Below are 20,325 nucleotides of genomic sequence, written 5' to 3'. Positions count from 1 at the left end.
CCGATTCGCACGGTTACACCCTCGTCGCCCGGTGCAGTGCCACCGCGCCGCCGGCGAAGTTGCGCCACGCGACCCGTCCGTAGCCGTTGCTGCGGATGCGGGCGGCGAACTCCTCCTGCTTCGGCCAGGCGCGCACCGATTCCGCGAGGTACACATAGGCCTCCGGATTGGACGACAACCGTTTGGCCAGCAACGGGAACCCGCGCATCACGTACTCCATGTAAACGGTCCGGAACGGTCGCCACGTCGGTGTCGAGAACTCGCACACCACCAGCCGCCCGCCCGGCTTCAGCACCCGCCGCATCTCCTTCAGCGCCACATCGACGTCGGGCACGTTGCGGATCGCGAACGCGATCGTCACCGCGTCGAAGGCCTCGTCGGCGAACGGCAGCGCCAGCGCGTTGGCCCCCACGAGGTTCACGCCCCGGTCCTTGCCGACCGCGAGCATCCCCAGCGAGATGTCGCCACCGACGACGAACGCCCCCGAGCGCCCCAGCTCCTGGGTGGACACCCCCGACCCGGCTCCCAGGTCGAGGCACTTGTGCTCCGGCTCCAGCTCCAGGGCCTCGCGCACGGCGGTCCGCCAGCGCTTGTCCATCCCCAGCGACATCAGCGTGTTCATCCGGTCGTAGCGTTTGGCCACCCCGTCGAACATGGCGGCGACCTCGGCCGGGTCCTTGTCCAGAGAAGCTCTAGTCACGAACTAGAGCCTCGCACACGACGTCAACCCCCTTGCCGGCGCTTGGCTCAGTCGTCGACTCGCACCCGGCACACCGCGCCGGATTCGGCGAACAACTCGGAACCCGTCTTGACCGCGATCCTCAGGTCCGCCCCGCTCACCTCGTCGCGGCATTCCTCGAGCGAGGGCCGATCGGGATAGCAGCGCTCCTCGTACCGTTCCGCGGCGCCGTCGGCGACGTTCAGCCGCAGCTTGACGGTCACCGATTCGCCCGCCGGAATGTCCACGTCGGCGCACCCGACCGCCTCTTTGATGGAGCTGGACACGTTCTCGCAGTCGCCGTCGGCGGGGTCGATCTCGAACAGGTCGATGTTGCTGACCATCTCCAGGTCGATTCCGGCTCCGGTGATGTCCTCGCCGGTGTCGTTGGCGACGGTGACCGACCAGTCGTGGGTCTTGGAGGCGGGGTCGTCGATCGACATGTCCCGCGGCAGACCGTCGAGTGTCACGCGCTCGTACTCGGCCGGGACCTCAATGGACAGTTCGTCCTCGGCGGTGTCGACGACCTTTCCGCCAACGCTCAACTCCGCGTGAATCGTCACGTCCGGATGGTCTCGCAGCTTCTCGTGTTCCATGGGCAGACGTATGTCGGCGATCACGAACATCGCGTCGTACGAGTTCACGCCGGGTTTGAGATCGTTGTCGCACGACATCGACAAGCCGCTCTCGACGCGCTCGTCCCGGTGCGGAACCTCGCAGGCATCGCGCTCCAGCTCCTTCTTCGAACTGAGGCAGTCGGCCGACGGTTCACTGTCGGGAGTGTCCATGCACATGTCCTCCACACCCGCCAGCCGGTCGGGCAACGCGACCGGCGGTTCGTCATCGCCCGCTACCTCGATGGTCGCGGTGAACTCCACATCGGTGAGCGTGTCCCCGGAATCGTTGCGGACCTTCGGCTTCCACTGTGCGCCGTTCTCGGGGTCGTCGAAAGTGGGCAGATTGAGGTCGATGCGCGGCTCGCCGCCACCGGCGCCGCAACCCGTCAGCGACAGCACTCCCCCGGCCGCCAACACCACCACAGCCGTGATCGTGGCCCACAGTCGCTTCGCCATACCGAGCTCCCTTCGGCGGTTGCCGTGACCGCCTACACATACGACGCGCCAAGCGTGCCGGAAGCTGCGGGCTGACGCAATTCCGCCAGCCCGCGGTCCGTGGCTACAGCGGTGCCGCGTCGTCGAGGAACGTCACCTGGTTGGTCTCGGGGATGACGGTTCCGCGTTTCCAGGCCGCCTTGAGGTCACCGCCGTGCAGGTACTCGCGCACCGCGGCGGGGTCGGTGATCTCGAACAGCACCACCACTTCGTCCTGGTCGTCGCGGTTGCGGGTGACGACGACGTTGCGCAGTCCGTGCCGTTGGCGTTCGTCGGCCATGGCGTCGAACGAGGCCCGCCATTGGGTGTAGTCGGTGAACTTCTGCCGGATCAGGATGTACGACATTGTTGCTCCTTTGTGGGTCTAGGCGGCGAGCTGCTCGCACACCCGATAGGTGGTGAGGATGTTGAGGCGGTGCAGATCCCGGGCCAGTCTCTGGAATCCGCTGTGGACGGCTTGGGTCGGTGCCTCGTACTCAGCCAGCGCGGCGGCGATCTCGGCGTCGAGGCCGTCGGCCCACGGGTCGGTGCAGCGTCGGTAGGTCTCCTCGACGTCGTAGCCCGCGTCGAAGGCGGCGGTGACCTCGTCGCGAAGCCGCTCCAGGTACTCGATGAGGGCCGCGACGGCGCGGGGACCGTCGCCGATCGGGCCGTGCCCGGGAACGATGGTCTCCAGTTCCGGCAACGCTTCCCGCATCCCGCGCAGCGACTCCAGGTACGGCGTCGGTCCGGCCTGCAGCAACATGTGCGGGCTTCCCGCTCCACACAGGTAGTTCCCGGTCCAGGCGGTGCGCGCCGACGGGACGTACACGATGGTGTCCCCGGGGCCGTTGCCCGCTCCGAAGTGGTGCAGCTCGACGGTCCGTCCACCCAGGTCGATCTCGGTGTGGGAGTCGAAGACGACGTCGGGGCCGCGCCAGGCGTCGAACGCCTCGAAGAGGTGCTCGTCGCCGTACATGTTGTCGGTCCGGTCGCGCTTCTCGCGGTCCAGATCGTCCATGAACTCGCGGTTGGCGCGCGAGGTGACGATCGTGAGGTCGTCGAATGCGAGGTTCCCGAAGGTGTGGTCGCCGTGGTAGGTCGTGTTGACCAGGAACTTCGGCGCCACGGGGCTCAGTTCCCGTGCGTGGCCGCGAATCCGCCGCCCTACCGTCGGGGTGATCCCGGCGTCGACGACCAGCGCGGCCCGTTCGCCGAACACGACGCCGTTGTTGTCCTTGGGCGGGACGTTGGCCATCAGGGCGACCACACCCTCCCCCAGTTCGCGCGGCAGCAACTCCAACCCGACCGGTGTCAGGTTCGGCCCGGAGTAGCCGGTGGGATGTTCCTGGATCTCGTGCGGCAGTACATGTTTCGACATGTCCGTTCTCCTTCCTGCCTCGCTCACACTAATCGATCGATCGATTATTTACAAGAACTGTGACCCGATTAATCGATCGACCGCTTACCCTCGGGCGTCAGTGCAGCCGGCCCAGCATCGACGGCTCGAACGGCGTCACCTGGTCGTGGCGTCCGGCCAGGGTCTTGGCGGCCCATGCGGGGTCGGCCAGCAGGGCCCGGCCCACCGCGACCATGTCGAACTCGTCGGCTTCCAGGCGGTCGAGCAGGCCGTCGATCGACGTGGCGTCGGTCTGGTCGCCTTGCAGGGATTGGAGGAACTCGTTGGCCAGACCGACCGCGCCGACCGTGATCGTGGGTTTGCCGGTCAGTTTCTTGACCCAGCCCGCCAGGTTCAGGTCGCAGCCGTCGAACTCCGGCAGCCAGTAGCGGCGGGTCGAGCAGTGGAAAGCGTCGACACCGGCGCGGGCCAGCGGGGCGAGGACCGCGTCGAGCTCTTGTGGAGACTCGGCCAGCTTCGCCTGGTAGGCGCCCATCTTCCACTGTGACATCCGGAAGCTGATGGGGAAGCCCGGTGTCACCGCCGCGCGGCAGGCCGACACGATCTCGGCGGCGAAGCGGGTGCGTCCGGCAATGTCGCCGCCGTAGCTGTCGGTGCGGCGATTGGTGTGCTCCCACAGGAACTGGTCGATGAGGTAGCCGTGGGCGCCGTGCAGTTCGACGCCGTCGAAGCCCGCGGCCTGGGCGGCGGCCGCGGCGGTGGCGAAGGCTTCGATGACCTCGTCGAGGTCGGTCGGGGTCATGGTCTTGCCCGCGGGGCGGTCGTCCAGCGGGATGCCCGACGGACCCATCGGCGGGGCCTCGGCCACCGGCGGAGTTCCGGCGGCGCGGTCCATGCCGACGTGCCACAGCTGCGGGAAGACGCGACCCCCGGCGGCGTGCACCGCGTCGGCGACCGCGGCCCAGCCCGCGAGTGCGTCCTCGCCGTGGAAGCGGGGCACGCGGTCGCTGGAACCGGCGGATTCGTGTCCGATGTAGGTGCCCTCGGTGACGATCAGGCCGACGCCACCGGCGGCCCGGCGCGCGTAGTAGGCGGCCACGTCGGCGTCGGGGACCCCGCCGGGCGAGAACTGCCGGGTCATGGGTGCCATCGCGATCCGGTTGCGCAGTGACAGTTCGCCCAGCTGGATCGGGCGGTTCAGGATCGTGGCGGCGCGGGTGCCGTTGTCGGCCATGGTGTTCTCCTCGGTGGGGTGCGGCCGGGGTCGGCCGGGTTCACTTCAGGAACGAAGCCGCGACGGGGTTCTCGACATTCCGGCGCCGAAAACTTCTGGTTGATTTCGGTCGCGGTGGGCGACACTTCCTGGATGAGTGCCGAAGGTTCCCCGTCGGCCCGGCAGCGGGCGCTGGATCACGTCGCGGCACTGGCATCCGGGCCCGCCATCGACCCGGCGCTGCGGGTCAGTCTCAACTTCCACCCGGACCGGATGCTGCGCGACAAACCGATACTGGACGTGCTGGCCGACGACGGTGTCTACTGTTCACAGTTCGTCACCGGGACCAGCAATGGTGGGCTGACCGCGTTTCCCGGCGGTGACCGGTGGCGCTGGGAGAGCCGGATATTCGACCGCGCCTACGACGAGGCTCCCGCCGATGAGCGGCCGGTCTACGGCGCGTTGAACTTCCGGGGCAAGCCGGTCGGTGCGGCGCCCCGGTTCGGGTCCGCCCACTTCAGACTGACGGCCGACACACTGGCGCGGACCACGTTCTGTTATCCCGACAGCGTCTTCGAGCCCTCGGATTTCGGGGTCGCCGACCGGATGGGGCTCATCGCGATCGCGCTGGCGGATCGTCAGGACGACCTGGACGACTACGTCGAGGCGCAGGTGCACGGCCCGGTGCTGTTGCGCTCGCATGTGGAGGCACTGGTGCTGGATCCGTGTTACCGGGGCACGGAGGTCGAGGCTTCGGCGACGCGGCTGGGGTGTGCGGTGGAGTGGCACAGCGGGTTTCGGCTCACCGTCGCGGAACTGCGCCGATATCCCGAGTACCGGGGGCCACAGTTCGTCGAGCTCGGCGAGCGGATCGCCATCGACGGGGTGCTCGATCCGGGGATCATCGGGGACGCGGCGCGTTCGGGCCGGTTCGATCCGCAGGCGGTCAAACGGGTGTGGCACTACCTGGCCCGGTTCGGGAACCGGCCGAACGGCGCTTAGTCCCGTCCGGCCGGTCCGTCCGCTAGTAGGCGGCGGTGAAGCGGCGCTGTACGTGCTGGGGCAGTTCGGCCTCGTCGATCAGGGCGACCGCCGCGTCCTCGAAGGAGATGCGGCTCAGGCCGTCGGCGTCGGTGAGGACCTGGTCGCCGCCCAGCCGGAACCGACCGGTGCGCTGACCGGCCCGGATGTCGTCGGCCGGACTGAAGTAGGTCCACAGTCGATTCGAGGTGCGGTAGACGTTGAGGGAGTCGCGGGCGCCGCGCACCGACACGGCGTACTCGCGCGGCAGACCCAGCTGTTCCAGCACGTCCTCCAGTTTGGCGGTGTCGTCCGCGCCGACCACGCCCGGCGAGGTCTCCAGGCTTCCGGCGCCGCCGATCACGATCAGCCGAACCCGGGGGTGCGCGGCCAGCGCCGTCACCAGGGATCGCGCGACCTCCGCGTAGATGCCGGGATCGGCGATGGATCGCTTCAGGGTGTCGTCGAGGTCCTTGGCCGCGTTGCCCGGCTGGAAGCCGCTGATGAGGACGTCGAGTCCGCCGATGGCCTTGGCCACCGCGTCGGTGTCGAGTACGTCGAGGCTTCGCCAGGTCACGCCGTCGCGGTCGTCGGCGATGCCGGAGGCGTCGCGACTGAAGGCCGTCACGCGGTGGCCCCGATCCAGGGCTTCGACGACGAGTCGCTGACCGATGTTGCCGGTGGCTCCGATGATTCCGATGTGCATGTCGCGGGTGCCTTTCCCGAGGGGTGGGTGTGCGGTGTGCGAAAACTATACACCGTGAAGTTTTTGAGTGTTGTATCGTTCGGCGACGCTGTACAGTGATCCCGTGGGAACCAGCGAGCCGAGCCGACGACAGCGACTGCGGGAGCAGACGACCGCCGAGATCAAGGACACGGCGTTGTCACTGATGTCCTCCGGCGGCCCCGACGCCATCACGCTGCGCGCCATCGCGCGCCGGATGGGCATGACACCCAACGCGATCTACGGCTACTTCGCCACCCGCGACGACCTGATAACGACGCTCATCGACGAGCTCTACACCTCGCTGGTGGACGCCGTCGAGACGGCCCGCGACGCCCATCCCGCCGACGATCCCGCCGGGCGCATCCAGGCGTGGGGCGAGAGTTTCCGGTCCTGGTCGCTGGCCAACCCGGAGGGTTTCCGGCTCATCTACGGCGACCCGGTGCGCGACTACCAGCCCCCCGAGGGCGGCGCCGCTCCCGAAGCGCAGCATCGCGCCTGCCTGGGACTCGTGGGGCTCGCCGTCGGCGCCTGGCCGCGGGTCCACGACAAGGACGCGAGTAGCTATCGCTGGTCGGACTTCGACAAGGGTCTGGTGGGCAAGGTTCGCGAGGCGTTCCCCGACCAGCCGCCCGGCGTGCTGGCACTCGCGCTGCGGCTGTGGGGACGGTTCCAGGGACTGGTGTCGCTGGAGATCTACGGGCACCTGCGGTACCAGACCGCGCGACCCGCGAAGCTCTACCGCGACGAACTCGCCGCGACGCTGCGGTCGCTGAACCTCACCCCGAGCGGTCGGTGAGCGGGATCGTCAGCCCGGCCTTGATGGTGTCGAACACCATCGACGTCTCGTAGCGTTTGATGTTGTCGTCGCTTTTGAACAGTCGGTTGCCCAGTTGGCTGCAATGGCGGGGACTGTTGGCGGCCAACAGGACCAGATAGTCGCACGGCCCGGCGATCAGGTAGCACTGCTGCACCTCGGGGGTGGCGCGCATCCGGTCGGTGAACTGCTTGTGGTGCTCCAGGGATTCGTGCACGAGCGTGATCATCACGCTGGCCAGCACCGTCGGCCCCAGCTGGTGCGGGTCCAGGATCGCCACCTGCCGGGAGATCAGGCCCGCCTTGCGATAGCGGGCGATGCGGCGCTGCACGGCGCTGGGGGTCAGACCGACGTCGTCGCCGAACTCGCGCAGGGTGCGGTCGGCGTCGTGTTGCAGCAGATCGAGCAGATGGTGGTCGATCTCGTCCAGGACCAGCGATGACGGCATGCGACATTATTGCGCACGGGTTATGCTACCTTAGGTATCGATACCTGAGGTAGCGAAATCATCCGCGTGAAAGGACCCCTGTCGTGAACACACCCCTCGACCCGGCGGCACTGCGAACCGCCCTGGAAAACGTCCACCGCGCCGGGATGCCGGGCCTGTTCGCCGAGGTGCGCGACGGCGACGAGGTCTGGCGCGGAGCGGCCGGCGTCGCCGACCTGGCCACCGGCCGCCCCATCACCGTCGACATGCGACACCGGGTCGGCAGCGTCACCAAGACCTTCACCGCCGCCGCCGTGCTGCGACTGGTCGACAGTGGTCAGATCGGGCTCGACATGCCGATCGGGCACTACCTGCCGCGACTGGTCCCGGGAGCGCGCGGTGCGGCGATCACCGTGCGGATGCTCCTCAACCACACCAGCGGTTTCCCGGAATACCTGCCCTACGCGTATCCGTCGTTGAAGGCGTATCCGGTGATCGCGGCAACCACACCCGACAGTTTCGACGACCTCCGGTTCACCCGCTTCGATTCCGTCGAGCTGATCGCGATGGGCGTCAACGCCCCGGCCGCCAGTGAACCGGGCGCGACGCCGGGGACCTACTCCAACACCAACTACCTGCTGCTGTGTGAACTGCTGGAGCACGTCACCGGTGCCATGGCCGAGAAGTGCATCACCCGCGACGTCATCGAGCGCGCCGGTCTGGCCGATACCGTGCTCGCGTCCGGAACCCACGTCGACGGGCCGCACTCCCGTATGTACGAGTCGTGGTTCGGGATGATCGACCCGCCGCGCGACTACAGCGTCTACGACATGTCGTGGGTGGGGCCGTCGGCGTCACTGATATCGACCGTCGCGGATCTCAACCGGTTCTTCGCACTGCTGTTTGCCGGACAGATCGTCGACCCCGCGTCGCTGGAGCAGATGCGGCGCACCGTCCCGGTCATCTCGCAGGAGCGCAAGCTCATCGACTACGGCCTGGGCCTGCACCCGATGGAGGTTCCCGGCAGTGGCGTCTACTGGGGACACGGCGGCACCGTGTGGGGTGCCGGGACGCTGTCGATGATCCGCGCCGACGGTCGGCGGCAGTTGTCCGTCGCGGTGAACCTGCAGCGGTGGAACGCACTCGACGAGGCGGGCAGGCCGCGACCGCACGCCATCGACACCGCGCTGGCGACGCTGTACCAGCTGGCGATGGGCGGCGAGGTCGACTGACGCGGCACAATGGCTGCCACGGACCTAAGGAGCGACGATGCCGAAGTACCTACTGCTCAAGAACTACACCGGCGGCCCGGAACGGCACCCGGACTACTCGCAGTTCGAGGACTGGAACTCCGACGCGTTCGCCGCCCACATGGCGTTCCAGAACCAGGTGCTCGACATGCTGCGCGAGCGGGGTGAACTGGTCGACCACAAGGCGCTGGCGCGGGAGGGGACCTACGTCCGCTACGACGGGCCCGGCAGGCCGCCGGTGACCGACGGGCCGTTCCCCGAGACGAAGGAACTGGTCGCGGGTTGGTGCATCGTCGACGTCGACAACGAGGCCAGGGCGCACGAGATCGCGGCCATGATCTCCTCGGCGCCGAGCGCGAACGGGAAACCCTCGCACGAGTGGATCGAGGTGCGGCCGATCATGGGCGACGGATCCGAGGCCGAGGAGTGAACTCCGACATCGTCCGGGTCCTGGCGCCGCAGGTGCTGGGCATCCTCGTCAGGCGCGGCAACGACTTCGCCACCGCCGAGGACGCCGTCCAGGAGGCGCTGTTGCAGGCGCACCGCACCTGGGGCGAGACGCCTCCCGACGATCCGAAGGGCTGGCTTTTGACCGTCGCGGGCCGCAAGCTGATCGACGCGCGGCGGTCGGAGGCGGCGCGGCGGCGTCGCGAGGAGGCCCTGGACCACGAGCCGGAACCGGGCCGGGCCGAGCAGGCCGACGACACGCTGTTGCTGCTGTTCCTGTGCTGCCACCCGGAACTGAGCCCGGCCTCGGCGATCGCGCTGACGCTGCGGGCCGTCGGAGGGTTGACGACCAAACAGATCGCCGACGCGTTCCTGGTGCCCGAGTCGACGATGGCGCAACGCATCAGCCGTGCGAAACGCACCGTCGGGCAACAGTCGTTGCGGCAGCCCGGCGACGTCGCGGTCGTGCTGCGGGTGCTGTATCTGATCTTCAACGAGGGTTTCTCCGGCAGCGTCGACCTGGCGGCCGAGGCGATCCGGCTCACCCGGCAGCTGTTGCTGGCCTGCGACGAACCGGAGGTGGCGGGACTGCTGGCGTTGATGCTGCTGCACCACGCGCGTCGGTTCGCGCGCACCGACGCCGACGGGGTGCTGGTGCCGCTCGACCAGCAGGATCGAACACTGTGGAACGAGACCGAGATCGCCGAGGGGGTGCGGATCCTGCAGTCGGCACTGGCCCACGACCGGCACGGTGAGTACCAGATCCAGGCCGCCATCGCCGCGCTGCACGACGACGCCCGCACCCCGGCCGAGACCGACTGGCCCCAGATCCTGCAGTGGTACGACGCACTGCTCGCCATCGCCGACAACCCACTGGCCGGGCTGAGCCGCGCGATCGCCGTCGGCGAGGTCGACGGACCGCAGGCCGGGTTGAAAGCGGTGGCGGAACTCGAATCCCGGCTGGGCGACCATCACCGGCTCGACGCGGTGCGGGCCTGGCTGCACGAACGGGCCGGGAACCTCGACGCCGCCGTCGAGCACTACCGCCGCGCGGCCGAGCGGGCCCGCGACACCGCCGAACGCGACCACCTCGTCAAACAGGCCGACCGACTTAATCGATCGATCGCTTAGAATCGTCGGTATGACCGCGACGAAGCCCCGCAAGGCCGGACGCCCCCGCAAGGAAGAGGCCACCGACACCCGGACGGTACTGCTGGACGCCGCGCTGAAACTGTTCGTGGCCAAGGGTTTCGCCGCGACCTCGGTGCGCATGATCGCCCGCGCCGCCGGACTGTCCGACGGCGGCCTGTACGCCCACTTCCCCAGCAAACAGGCCGTCTACGACGAACTGCTGGCCAGCGCCGGTCCCGGCGTCGTGGACGGCATGGTCGCCGAACTGCTGCCCGAGGCCGGGACACCGCCGCAGGATCCCGAGACCTTCCTCACCCAACTGGTGGGCCGGATCCTCGACTACTTCGAGACCCCCGCCGCCCGCGACTTCAGCCTGCTGTTGCTGCGCGAGGAGATCCCCGGCAACGGCGACCTGGTCACCGCGATGATCGACAAGGGCGCCGCCGCCCTGGGGCCGGTGGTCACGGAGTGGGCCAAGGCGGGACACCTGCCCGACCGGGTGCGACAACGACTGGACGCGGGCACCGTCACCGGCGAGTCGCTGATGTGGGAACTGTTGGCGCCCTTGGGTTTCGTCCGGCTGGTCTACCTGCACGGGACCGACGAGTCCCGCGCCGAGGGCAGGCGCCGGGCCGACGCGCACCTGGAGTTCTTCCTGAACGCGGTGGTGCGCGACTAGGTTCGGTCGGGAATCGCCGTATCAGGGTTGTACTTTGTCGCCGGTGATCGTGCCTTTGAAGTCGGCGAAGACTTCGCCGTCGACACTCAGTTCGGCGGTGACGGTCAGATCCGGGTAGCCCTCGACCTGTTCGGGCGCGACCTCGTCGACCCGAGCCTCGGCGGTGGAAAGGCCCATGTCGTACAGATAGAGATTGGTTCCGGGGTCGAGCGTCCCCCAGCACCATGAATGCCGCGTCGAGGGTTCCGGGAACTCGATCTTCGGTTTGCACCATTCTTTCCCAGCGGCCCAACGCTTCTCGCACACGCGTCGTTCGGCCTTGGGGCGTCGCTTCTGGGCGTCCTCGTCCCAGTCGCAGTTCTCGTCGCCACCGGTGACCCCGACGTAGGGGAAGTCGCCGCCCGGGTCCTCGATCTTCAGGTCGAACTGGACGTTGGCGAGTGCTTTCCCGGATTCGTTGTGGACCGCCACGTCCACGTCGTCACCGAGCGCCAGCGAGATGTCCTCCAGGTCGATGTCGATCGAGACATCGTGGATGTCCTTGGCGGGGATCTCGACGGCGGAACCCACGTTGGTGGGTTCGGCGTCGGTGTCGCCGGGGGAGTCAGGACCTGAAATCCTCACCACCCACACCACCACGCCGATGAGCAGCGCGGCCGCCACCGCGATGATCTCGAGCAGTCGTCGCCTCAGCATTCGTCGTCTCCTCAATGAAGCCGACGAGGGGTTGGCGGCGGCTTCGCGCTGCCGACAGGGTACTCAGGCGTTCTTAAAGAGGCGTCCCGAAAGCACCGTGGCCGCTACGTGGACTCCACCAACGGCAACGCGATGGACGACACGTGCGAACGCACCCGCTCGTCGGTCGGGTCGTCCTCCGGCGTCCAGTGCACCGACAGGTGCTCGTACAGCGTGTTGCGGTGCGCGGGAACGCGTCCGGCGCTGCGGATCATGTCGATGAGCCCGTGCAGGTTCGAGCGGTGCCGGGCACCGGCCGAGGAGATGACGTTCTCCTCCAGCATGATCGAGCCGAGGTCGTCCACTCCCATGTGCAGCGAGACCTGCCCGGCCGCCTTGCCGGTGGTCAGCCAGGACGACTGCAGGTGCGCGATCTCGTTGAAGTACAGCCTCGCGGTGGCCAGCATCCGCAGGTACTCCACAGTGGTGGCCTGGGTGCGTCCCTTGAGGTGGTTGTTCTCCGGCTGGTAGGTCCACGGGATGAAGGCCCGGAAACCGCCGGTCTTGTCGTGGACGTCGCGGATCATCCGCAGATGCTCGATGCGTTCGGCGTTGGTCTCGCCGGTGCCCATCATCATCGTCGCGGTGGACTCCAGGCCCAGACCATGCGCGACCTCCATGATCTCGCACCAGCGCTCACCCGACTCCTTCAACGGCGCCAGCGCCTTGCGGGGACGCTCGGGCAGCATCTCGGCCCCGGCCCCGGCGATCGAGTCCAGCCCGGCGGCCTTGATGCGCTTGATGGCCTCCTCGATCGAGACCTCCGACACCTTCGCCATGTGACCGATCTCGGACGGCCCGATGGAGTGGATCGCCAGCTGCGGGAACTCGCGCTTGACCGCGCCGAACAGTTCCTCGTAGTACTCGACCCCGAACTCGGGGTGGTGACCGCCCTGCAACATCACCTGGGTGGCACCCAGGTCGATCGCCTCGGCACAGCGACGCAGGATCTCGTCGAGGTCGTGGCTCCAACCCTCCTTGTGCTTCGGCGCCCGGTAGAAGGCGCAGAACTTGCACGCGGTGACGCACACGTTGGTGTAGTTGATGTTGCGGTCGATCAGGTAGGTGACGATCCCCTCGGGGTAGCGGCGTCGCCGCACCGCGTCGGCGGCCTCACCCAGCTCGTGGAAGGGCGCCTCGGTGTACAACAGCAGCGCCTCTTCGGTGGTGATGCGCCCGCCGTCGGCGCCTCGCTGCAGGATTTCGGCGATCTCGGTCGACACGCCTTCGAGACTACGACGCCTTGACGCCGCAATTAGAGTCACCTCCTTGACTCCTCCCCTTCCTTCGATGAAGAAGGGGGATTTCTGGCTCACGCTGCCCGCTAAACCAACGGTCGAGTGGGTCTTACGCGATCGACACCAGCCGGGTTGAGACCAGCCCGGTTGAGGATCACACGCGCGGAATTCTTGTCGCGAGGCGCAACGTTTCCGCAGTTCGTACAGGTATAAGTGCGTTGCGACAGCGGAAGTGCGTGCGTGGTTCTTGCCTGGCACAGTCCGCAATCTGTCGTCGTGTACGCCGGATTCACCAAGTGGAGAATTCGGAGGTGCTTCTTGGCCATATGGATTAGCGCGGTCTTGGTCACACCGATGGCGGCATCGTCCGCCTTTTTCGCCAGAGCCGAATCGCCGCGTTCTTACCGTGCTCTGGATGCGGAAGGTCATGATCGTCGCTCGTCGTAGTCGCGATCTCTCGCACACCCCGGTCGATCCCGATCACCTTGCCGGTGGGAGGCAGTGGGTGAGGTTTGGAAAGTACGACAAACGAGGCGTACCAGTGCCCGAGGCGGTCGCGATAGACCCGCACCGAACTCGCTTCACCAGGTAGCTCGCGTGACCACACGACATTGATGACGATTCCACCGCTCAGGCACAGTTTCCCATCCTTGACCTGGAAGCCGCGCTTTGTGTAATTCAAGGTGGGCGCGGCAAGAAGCTTTTTCTTGAAGCGCGGCATCCCAGCCCGCTGCTGTGCTGGTAGGCGTCTCTTGATATCCATCAAAGCCTTGGTCCGGGACTTCGCGAAGTCCCGGATCGTCTGTTGCTGAGGCACGCTCCGCCCCTGGCTCAGCCATGGATTTTCGGATCGCCAACCGGTCAACGCATTTGTTCCACACCCACCGACAACGATCCCACTCACTCGCCACGGCATGTCGTGCCGCACGCGAGAGCCGCAGCCGGTATGTGAACCGGACGTGTGCGGAACAGTTGAGTGGCGTAGGCACGTCCGGCAACCTACCCACGAGGTACGACAATAGCCACGGCACAAATTCATGATCGCTATCTCGATCCACTGGAAGGATGGGCTGCCCCTAAATGAAGACCAGTGACACGTCCTCTGAAGCCGAAGGCGGCGCCGCCGACGAAGCGGATTCCGGTGAAGCGGTCACTGAGGTCCCCACGAAGGGGCGGCCGACGGCTTTCGTGCTGTTGACCTGCGGTTTCCTGGCGTGTATGTGTTGTGTGGGCGGGGTGTTCGCGGGCGGGTCGCTGGGGTGGATGCGGATGTCGAACCTGGATGACGTCGTCACCGGCCTTGGCGAGCCGGACGGCTGGTCGACGACGGACGCGTCCTCGACGCCGTGGCGAGCCGAGGCGAGTCTGACCGGGCCCGCCGACGCCGAGGCGGTCGCGCGGTGGCTGAGCGAGGTGGGGGCCGAGACTTCCGAGACGAAGGCGTCGAAGTGTCTGGCGACCAAGAAGGGCTGCACAGTGGAGCTGAAATCCGGCGGGTTTCCGGTGAAAGTCGAATACGGGCCCGACGGCGAGAATGCCGAGGCGACCGTCCTAGTTGACTAGCGTCGAGCGCCTACTGGGGAATCAGCGAATTAGGCGTTGACCTGCGGGATATTCGCTGTGTAATGCAAGGGTTATTGCGTGTTGCCAATGGGGATGGATATCAGTAGATTTAGATATCACTATTGAGTCCGACCGGTGACGGTCAGGCACCGCCCGTTTTGAGAATCCCGACTCGCCCGGTCGCGATTCTGAGAGGAACGCCCACATGAGACCCCTTTCCGCGCGCCGTTTTCTAGCGGCGGCAGGCGCGATCGCGCTGACGACGACCACGGTGTTGCTCGCCGGATCGTCGGCGGCGCACGCCGATGAGTCCACGATCCTCAACGCCACCGGCGACCACGTCGTCGACGGCCGCTACATCGTCGTGTTCAACGACTCCGACGTGTCCGCCAAGGCCAAGTCGGTGAAGTCCAAGGCCGGTGACCTCGCCGATGCCTACGGCGGCACCGTCGACCACACCTACCACGCCACCATCCGCGGTTTCGCCACCACCATGGACGAGGCCGACGCGAAGCGGCTGGCCGCCGAGCCGGACGTCGACTACGTCGAGGCCGTGCACAAGGTGTCGGTCAGCGACGACCAGATGAACCCGCCCAGCTGGGGTCTGGACCGTGTGGACCAGAACGCCCTGCCGCTGGACCAGAAGTACTCCTACCCGGCCAGCGCCGGTCAGGGCACCACGATCTACATCCTGGACACCGGCACCAGGCTGACCCACTCGACCTTCGGCGGCCGGGCGAAGTCGGGTTACGACTTCATCGACAACGACGCCGACGCCTCCGACTGTCACGGCCACGGCACCCACGTCGCCGGGACCACGGCCGGAAGCGAATACGGTGTGGCCAAGAAGGCCAACGTGGTGGCGGTGCGGGTGCTCAACTGCTCCGGCAGCGGCACCAGCGACCAGATCGCCAAGGGCATCGACTGGGTGACGGCCAACGCGTCCGGCCCGTCGGTGGCCAACATGAGCCTGGGAGGCTCGGGTTCCGACGCGACCATGGAGAACGCCGTGCAGCGCTCCATCGACGCCGGAATCCAGTACTCGCTGGCGGCCGGGAACAACAACGGCAACGCCTGCAACACCACCCCGGCGCGGCTGCCCGCCGCGGTCACGGTCGGCGCCACCACCCGCACCGACTCGCGTGACACGGCGTACAGCAACTACGGGTCCTGTCTGGACCTGTTCGCGCCCGGTTCCGGGATCACTTCCTCGTCCAACAACGGCGACACCGCCTCGCAGTCGATGAGCGGAACCTCGATGGCGGCGCCGCACGTGGCCGGGGCGATGGCGCTGTACCTGGCCGAGAACCCCACGGCGACGCCGCAGCAGGTTCGCGACGCGATCGTCGACAACGGCACCAAGGACAAGGTGACCAGCCCGGGTTCGGGTTCCCCGAACGTGTTGCTGTACACCGGGTTCATCACCGGTGACCCGCCCGCGGACAACGACTTCGACATCGCCGCCGACCCCGGCGAGGCGACCGTCGACCCGGGACAGTCGACCACGACGAAGGTCAGCACCACGGTCACCAAGGGACAGGCCCAGGCCGTGACGCTGTCGGCCAAGGGACTGCCGTCCGGCGCCGAGGCCAGCTTCGACCCGGCCAGCATCAACTCGGGTGAGTCGTCGACGTTGACGATCAGCACCTCGGCGAGCACGCCCGCCGGTACCTACTCGGTGACGATCACCGGTACCGGGGCCGACGCGACCCGCACGGCCGGGTTCTCGCTGACGGTCGGCGATGACGGCGGCGACAACAAGAAGCCGGTCGCCTCGTTCACCGAGATCTGCTTCGGCCAGTGGTGGAGCTTCTGCTTCTTCGACGCCAACGCCTCCAGTGACTCCGACGGCACCGTCGAGGAGTACAGCTGGGAGTACGGCGACGGCAGCACCGGCACCGGGTCGTTCGCGTCCCACGCGTACCCCGGGCCCGGCACCTACACGGTGACCCTCACGGTCACCGATGACAAGGGCGCCACCGGGTCCATCAGTAAGACCATCACCCTGTGATCGCGGCACTCAGGGGCGAGGACGCTTGTCGTCCTCGCCCCGTTTTTGACCGACCCGGGTGAGGGCTCACCGACCTTGTTGCGGTACACAAGTTTCCTCAACGACTGACGAGGAATCACACGGATGGAATCGGCGAGAGCACCTCATCCGTCCCCCGGCCAGGACCTGATCGGGGGACGGTACCGCCTCGACCACCCCATCGGCGAGGGCGGGATGGGCGAGGTCTGGCGCGGTACCGACACCCGGCTCGGTCGTGCCGTGGCGGTCAAGCTGCTCCACCCCGCGTTCTCCCGCAACGCGCGGTTCCGAGCCCGGTTCCGGGCCGAGGCCACCCTGGTGGCGGCGCTCAACTCCCCCGGTATCGCCACGCTGCACGACTACGACGAGGACGTCACCCCCTCAGGCCCACGGTCCTATCTGGTGATGGAGCTGGTACGGGGGGCGTCACTGGCGGACATACTCGCCGACCGCGACCGGCTGCCGGTGGCGCGAACCATGCGCATCATCGCCGAGGCCGCCGAGGGACTGGACGCGGCGCACCGGGCGGGCGTCGTTCACCGCGATGTCAAGCCCGGCAACATTCTCATCGCCGACGACGGTGGCGTGAAGCTGATCGACTTCGGTATCGCGCGGGCGCTGGGCGAGGCGGGACTCACCGAATCCGGGATCGTCCTGGGCACCATCACCCACACCTCACCCGAGCAGATCGCCGACGCGGAGCCCACCCCGGCCGCCGACATCTACTCGCTGGGCGTGGTGGCCTACGAATGCCTGACCGGGAATCCGCCGTTCCACTCCACCAACCCGGTCGCCATCATGAACGGTCACATGAACCACGAACCGCCGCCGCTGCCCGCCGACATTCCCGCGCCGGTTCGCGAGGCCGTGATGACGGCGCTGCGCAAGCAGCCCGAAGACCGTTGGGAATCCGTCGCCGCTTTCGGTCAGGCGTGCTGGGCGGCGGTGGAGCCGAACACTCCGCGACCGGCCAAGTCGGTGCGGCTCACCCGCGAGCACGATCCCGGGGAACTGGGCACCGCCGCCATCCCACGGCCCCGGCAGAAGGCGGCGACCGTCGGCGACGGGGTGCCGACGATCAGGCCGTCGCGGCAGCGACCGGCCGCGCCCGGTCCCGGCCGGTACGCGCGGATTCGGGGCCTGCTGCGGCCCGGTCGGCATCGCCGCGCGCTCATCGCGTCCGGCCTGGTGACACTGGTTGCCGGACTGCTGCTGACCGTGGCCACCGCACCGTGGAATCCGTGGGCCGTCGACGTTTCCTCGCTCGGCGACGGCGGCAAGCCACAGTCGACGGTCGCGGACGACGGGACCGGAACCCCCACCGGGGACAAGAGTTCCGTCGACGACACATCGTCCGGTGCCAGCGACGACAAGGGACCGAAGAACGATCCCATGAGCAAGCCCGACGACGCCGGCACGACCAGTGGCGGCGCCAGCGATGACGACGCCCCGAAGGGCGAGGTTCCCAACCTGATCGGGAAGCATGTCCTGCTGGGCGACAACACCCTGAGGTCTGAGGGTTTCGACAACCACAAACCCGTCGGCGTGTCGGACTCCCCCCAGCGATTCTGCGAGATCTACGACCAGTCGCCCAATCCGGGGACCGTCACCAGCTACAAGACCACGGTCACGTTCTACTACAGCGGTACCGCCGAAGACTGTGCCGTAGAGTGACGACGCCTCGCGGGTAGCATGACGCACCCTCGAGATGGGAGACCCTCATGATCCACAGTGACTTCCTGCGCCAGCTCGCCCGCACCCGACGGTTCACGCTCGGTGTCCCACGGCACGTCCGGGTCTCGCCGGACGGGCAGCGGGTGGTGTTCGTCCGTTCCGCCAGCGGTACCGACGCGACCAGGTCACTGTGGTCGGTGGACGTGGACAGCGGCGAGGAGCGACTGCTGGTCGATCCGGCGAAACTGGCGGGCGGCGAGGACGTGCCCGAGGAGGTGCGGCGGCTTCAGGAACGCAGCCGGGACCTGGCCGCGGGCGTCACCGACTACGCCACCGACGCGGGGCTGCGGGTCGCGGCCATCGGGCTGGCCGGGCGACTGTGGACGGTGGACCTGCTGTCGGGTGAGCTGACCGCGTTGCCCGCGACCGGGCCGGTGATCGATCCCCGGCCGAGCCCGTCGGGTGAGCACATCGCGTACGTGGCCTCGGGCGCGCTGCGGGTCATCGGCGCCGACGGCGGCGGCGACCGGGCGCTGGCGATCCCCGACGACGCCGATGTCTCCTACGGTCTGGCCGAGTACGCCGCCGCCGAGGACATGCATCGGCTGCGCGGATTCTGGTGGTCCCCGGACGGGGACCGGCTGCTGGTGGCCAAGGTGGACAACCGGCGGGTGCCGATCTGGCACCTGGCCGATCCCGGCGATCCGCTGGCCGCGCCGACGACCATCCGCTACCCGGCGGCCGGGACCGCCAACGCCGAGGTGACGCTCAGTGTCCGCGGCCTGGACGGCTCCACGGTGGACGTCGACTGGGACAACGAGGCCCATGAATACCTGATCGCGGCGCACTGGAGCCGGGGCGGCGCTGTCGTGTCGGTGCAGAGCCGCGACCACTCCTCGCTGCTGGTGCGGCGCCTCGATCCCGACACCGGCGCGCTGACGACGCTGCGCGCCGAGAGTGACCCGGCCTGGGTGACGCCGTTTCGCGGCGTCCCGGCCTACACCGACGGCGGCGAACTCGTCTGGGGCGCCAATGTGGACGGCAGCTACCGGCTGCTGGTCGACGGCGAGGCGGTGACCCCCGACGGGCTGCAACTGCGCGAGGTCCACGGCGTCGACGGCGATGTGGTGCTGTTCAGCGCCTCCGACGAACCCACCGAGATCGACCTGTGGGCGTGGTCGCGCGCGTCCGGCCTGGTGCAGCTGGCGCCCGGCCGCTCCGGGGTCGCCACGCTGGCTTCCCCAGGGCGGCACGAGAAGGCCGGTTCCGGGGTGGTGTACGAGGCCGCCATCGGCGGCGGCACCGTCGTGGCGCACACGGCCACCTGGGATTCCGGTTTCGCGGTCACCGCCTGGCGCGACGACCGGGAGCCGGTCACGATCGCCTCGCACGCCGAGGCCGCGTCGCTCACGCCCCGGGTCACGCTGCTGCGGGCCGGATCCGCCAAGCTGCGCACCGCGGTGCTGTTCCCCACCGATCACGAACCGGGCTCGAAGCCGCTGCCGGTGCTGCTGGATCCCTACGGCGGCCCGGCCGGACAGCGGGTGCTGGCCACCCAGCACGGTTACCGGGTGTCGCAGTGGTTCGCCGAGCTGGGTTTCGCGGTCGTCGTCGCCGACGGACGCGGCACCCCGGGTCGCGGCCCCGCCTGGGACCGCACCATCTACCTCGACAAGGCCATGCCGGTCCTGGACGACCAGATCACCGCGCTGCGCGCCGCCGCCGAGACCCACCCCGACCTGGACCTGTCCCGGGTGGCGATCCGCGGCTGGTCCTACGGCGGTTTCCTGGCCGCGCTGGCGGTGCTGCGCCGTCCCGACGTCTTCCACGCCGCCGTTGCCGGGGCCGCGCCCAGCGACGCCAGGCTGTACGGCACCTACTACCAGGAGCGGTATCTGGGCCACCCCGACGAACACCCCGGCGCCTACGCCGACGCGTCCCTTCTGGACGACGCACCGAACCTGACCCGGCCGCTGCTGCTCATCCACGGACTCGTGGACGACAACGTCCACCCCGCGCACGTGTTCAAGCTGTCCGCCGCGCTGCAACGGGCCGGCCGCGAGCACACGCTGCTGGCGCTGCCCAACACCACCCACATACCGCTCGACGCGGACATCTCCGTGAACATGTTCCGTCAGGAGGCCCGATTCCTGTTGAACGCCTTGGGAATGGACACCACCGTCGCCGACTGACGCCGCCGCCGGGGATC

19 protein-coding genes and 1 pseudogene are annotated in these 20,325 nt (G+C 68.1%); 10 read left to right on the top strand and 10 right to left on the bottom strand.

The features are described 5' to 3' along the window. Positions 1-13: 13 nt before the first annotated feature. From SNAS_RS06275 to SNAS_RS06255, 5 genes are all read right to left on the bottom strand, one after another. On the bottom strand, positions 14-700 hold the full coding sequence (locus SNAS_RS06275) for a demethylmenaquinone methyltransferase (protein ID WP_013016552.1): 687 nt from the start codon (positions 698-700) through the stop codon (positions 14-16). A 47-nt stretch (positions 701-747) separates the two neighbouring features. Beyond that, the gene (locus SNAS_RS06270; protein WP_013016551.1) at positions 748-1,791 is read right to left on the bottom strand and encodes a COG1470 family protein; all 1,044 of its coding nucleotides are present in this window, start codon (positions 1,789-1,791) and stop codon (positions 748-750) included. Between the two features lie 103 nt (positions 1,792-1,894). Further along, positions 1,895-2,176 carry a hypothetical protein gene (locus SNAS_RS06265; RefSeq protein WP_013016550.1) on the bottom strand — a complete coding sequence of 94 codons (282 nt, stop codon included), beginning with the start codon at positions 2,174-2,176 and terminating at the stop codon, positions 1,895-1,897. A gap of 18 nt (positions 2,177-2,194) precedes the next feature. Next, entirely contained in the window at positions 2,195-3,190 is a 996-nt protein-coding gene (locus SNAS_RS06260) for an MBL fold metallo-hydrolase (protein WP_013016549.1), read from the bottom strand. A gap of 97 nt (positions 3,191-3,287) precedes the next feature. Continuing rightward, entirely contained in the window at positions 3,288-4,403 is a 1,116-nt protein-coding gene (locus SNAS_RS06255; protein WP_013016548.1) for an NADH:flavin oxidoreductase, read from the bottom strand. A 132-nt stretch (positions 4,404-4,535) separates the two neighbouring features. Here SNAS_RS06255 and SNAS_RS06250 point away from each other — a divergent pair, with 132 nt between their 5' ends. After that, positions 4,536-5,384, top strand: a complete 849-nt coding sequence (locus tag SNAS_RS06250; protein WP_013016547.1) for a DUF3626 domain-containing protein — start codon at positions 4,536-4,538, stop codon at positions 5,382-5,384. A gap of 22 nt (positions 5,385-5,406) precedes the next feature. Here SNAS_RS06250 and SNAS_RS06245 read toward each other — a convergent pair whose 3' ends face one another. Continuing rightward, positions 5,407-6,108, bottom strand: a complete 702-nt coding sequence (locus SNAS_RS06245) for an NAD(P)-dependent oxidoreductase (protein WP_013016546.1) — start codon at positions 6,106-6,108, stop codon at positions 5,407-5,409. 103 nt (positions 6,109-6,211) lie between these two features. Here SNAS_RS06245 and SNAS_RS06240 point away from each other — a divergent pair, with 103 nt between their 5' ends. Beyond that, complete coding sequence (locus SNAS_RS06240; RefSeq protein WP_041625707.1) at positions 6,212-6,925, top strand: TetR/AcrR family transcriptional regulator; 714 nt, start codon at positions 6,212-6,214, stop codon at positions 6,923-6,925. Here SNAS_RS06240 and SNAS_RS06235 read toward each other — a convergent pair. Continuing rightward, positions 6,906-7,391: an Lrp/AsnC family transcriptional regulator gene (locus SNAS_RS06235; RefSeq protein ID WP_013016544.1), complete on the bottom strand. Its 486-nt coding sequence runs from the start codon at positions 7,389-7,391 to the stop codon at positions 6,906-6,908. The two genes, SNAS_RS06240 and SNAS_RS06235, sit on opposite strands and share 20 nt — an antisense overlap. An 83-nt stretch (positions 7,392-7,474) precedes the next feature. On the opposite strand from SNAS_RS06235, the gene SNAS_RS06230 reads away from it, so the two are divergent. Genes SNAS_RS06230 through SNAS_RS32465 form a run of 4 tightly spaced genes read left to right on the top strand, consistent with a single transcriptional unit; the run spans position 7,475 to position 10,877 of the window. Further along, complete coding sequence (locus SNAS_RS06230) at positions 7,475-8,602, top strand: serine hydrolase domain-containing protein (RefSeq protein WP_013016543.1); 1,128 nt, start codon at positions 7,475-7,477, stop codon at positions 8,600-8,602. A 37-nt stretch (positions 8,603-8,639) separates the two neighbouring features. After that, the gene (locus SNAS_RS06225; protein ID WP_013016542.1) at positions 8,640-9,050 is read left to right on the top strand and encodes a YciI family protein; all 411 of its coding nucleotides are present in this window, start codon (positions 8,640-8,642) and stop codon (positions 9,048-9,050) included. Further along, positions 9,047-10,198: an RNA polymerase sigma factor gene (locus tag SNAS_RS06220; RefSeq protein ID WP_013016541.1), complete on the top strand. Its 1,152-nt coding sequence runs from the start codon at positions 9,047-9,049 to the stop codon at positions 10,196-10,198. The genes SNAS_RS06225 and SNAS_RS06220 overlap by 4 nt, the downstream gene beginning before the upstream one ends. 10 nt (positions 10,199-10,208) lie before the next feature. Next, a complete protein-coding gene (locus tag SNAS_RS32465; protein ID WP_013016540.1) occupies positions 10,209-10,877 on the top strand; it encodes a TetR/AcrR family transcriptional regulator in 669 nt (222 codons plus the stop codon). Between the two features lie 21 nt (positions 10,878-10,898). Here SNAS_RS32465 and SNAS_RS06210 read toward each other — a convergent pair whose 3' ends face one another. The 3 genes and pseudogenes from SNAS_RS06210 to SNAS_RS37470 form a co-directional block, all read right to left on the bottom strand. Beyond that, positions 10,899-11,573: a hypothetical protein gene (locus tag SNAS_RS06210; RefSeq protein ID WP_013016539.1), complete on the bottom strand. Its 675-nt coding sequence runs from the start codon at positions 11,571-11,573 to the stop codon at positions 10,899-10,901. Positions 11,574-11,677: 104 nt separating this feature from the next. After that, on the bottom strand, positions 11,678-12,835 hold the full coding sequence (gene mqnC / locus SNAS_RS06205) for a cyclic dehypoxanthinyl futalosine synthase (protein WP_013016538.1): 1,158 nt from the start codon (positions 12,833-12,835) through the stop codon (positions 11,678-11,680). 10 nt (positions 12,836-12,845) lie between these two features. Further along, a pseudogene (locus tag SNAS_RS37470) lies at positions 12,846-13,766 on the bottom strand (RNA-guided endonuclease InsQ/TnpB family protein); the annotation flags it as partial. Between the two features lie 164 nt (positions 13,767-13,930). Between SNAS_RS37470 and SNAS_RS06200 the strand changes: the two are divergent. The 4 genes from SNAS_RS06200 to SNAS_RS06185 all read left to right on the top strand — a co-directional run bounded on the left by SNAS_RS06200 (position 13,931) and on the right by SNAS_RS06185 (position 20,308). Further along, complete coding sequence (locus tag SNAS_RS06200; protein WP_013016537.1) at positions 13,931-14,413, top strand: hypothetical protein; 483 nt, start codon at positions 13,931-13,933, stop codon at positions 14,411-14,413. Between the two features lie 205 nt (positions 14,414-14,618). Continuing rightward, a complete protein-coding gene (locus SNAS_RS06195) occupies positions 14,619-16,424 on the top strand; it encodes a S8 family serine peptidase (RefSeq protein ID WP_013016536.1) in 1,806 nt (601 codons plus the stop codon). A gap of 123 nt (positions 16,425-16,547) precedes the next feature. Further along, positions 16,548-18,116: a serine/threonine-protein kinase gene (locus SNAS_RS32460; protein ID WP_013016535.1), complete on the top strand. Its 1,569-nt coding sequence runs from the start codon at positions 16,548-16,550 to the stop codon at positions 18,114-18,116. 47 nt (positions 18,117-18,163) lie between these two features. Then, positions 18,164-20,308: a S9 family peptidase gene (locus SNAS_RS06185; RefSeq protein WP_013016534.1), complete on the top strand. Its 2,145-nt coding sequence runs from the start codon at positions 18,164-18,166 to the stop codon at positions 20,306-20,308. Positions 20,309-20,325 lie beyond the last annotated feature (17 nt).

The sequence above is a fragment of the Stackebrandtia nassauensis DSM 44728 genome (genome assembly GCF_000024545.1).
GTDB lineage: Bacteria > Actinomycetota > Actinomycetes > Mycobacteriales > Micromonosporaceae > Stackebrandtia > Stackebrandtia nassauensis.
The sequence above is the reverse complement of the archived record's forward strand: the minus strand, read 5'-3'. Positions and strand labels throughout refer to the sequence as shown.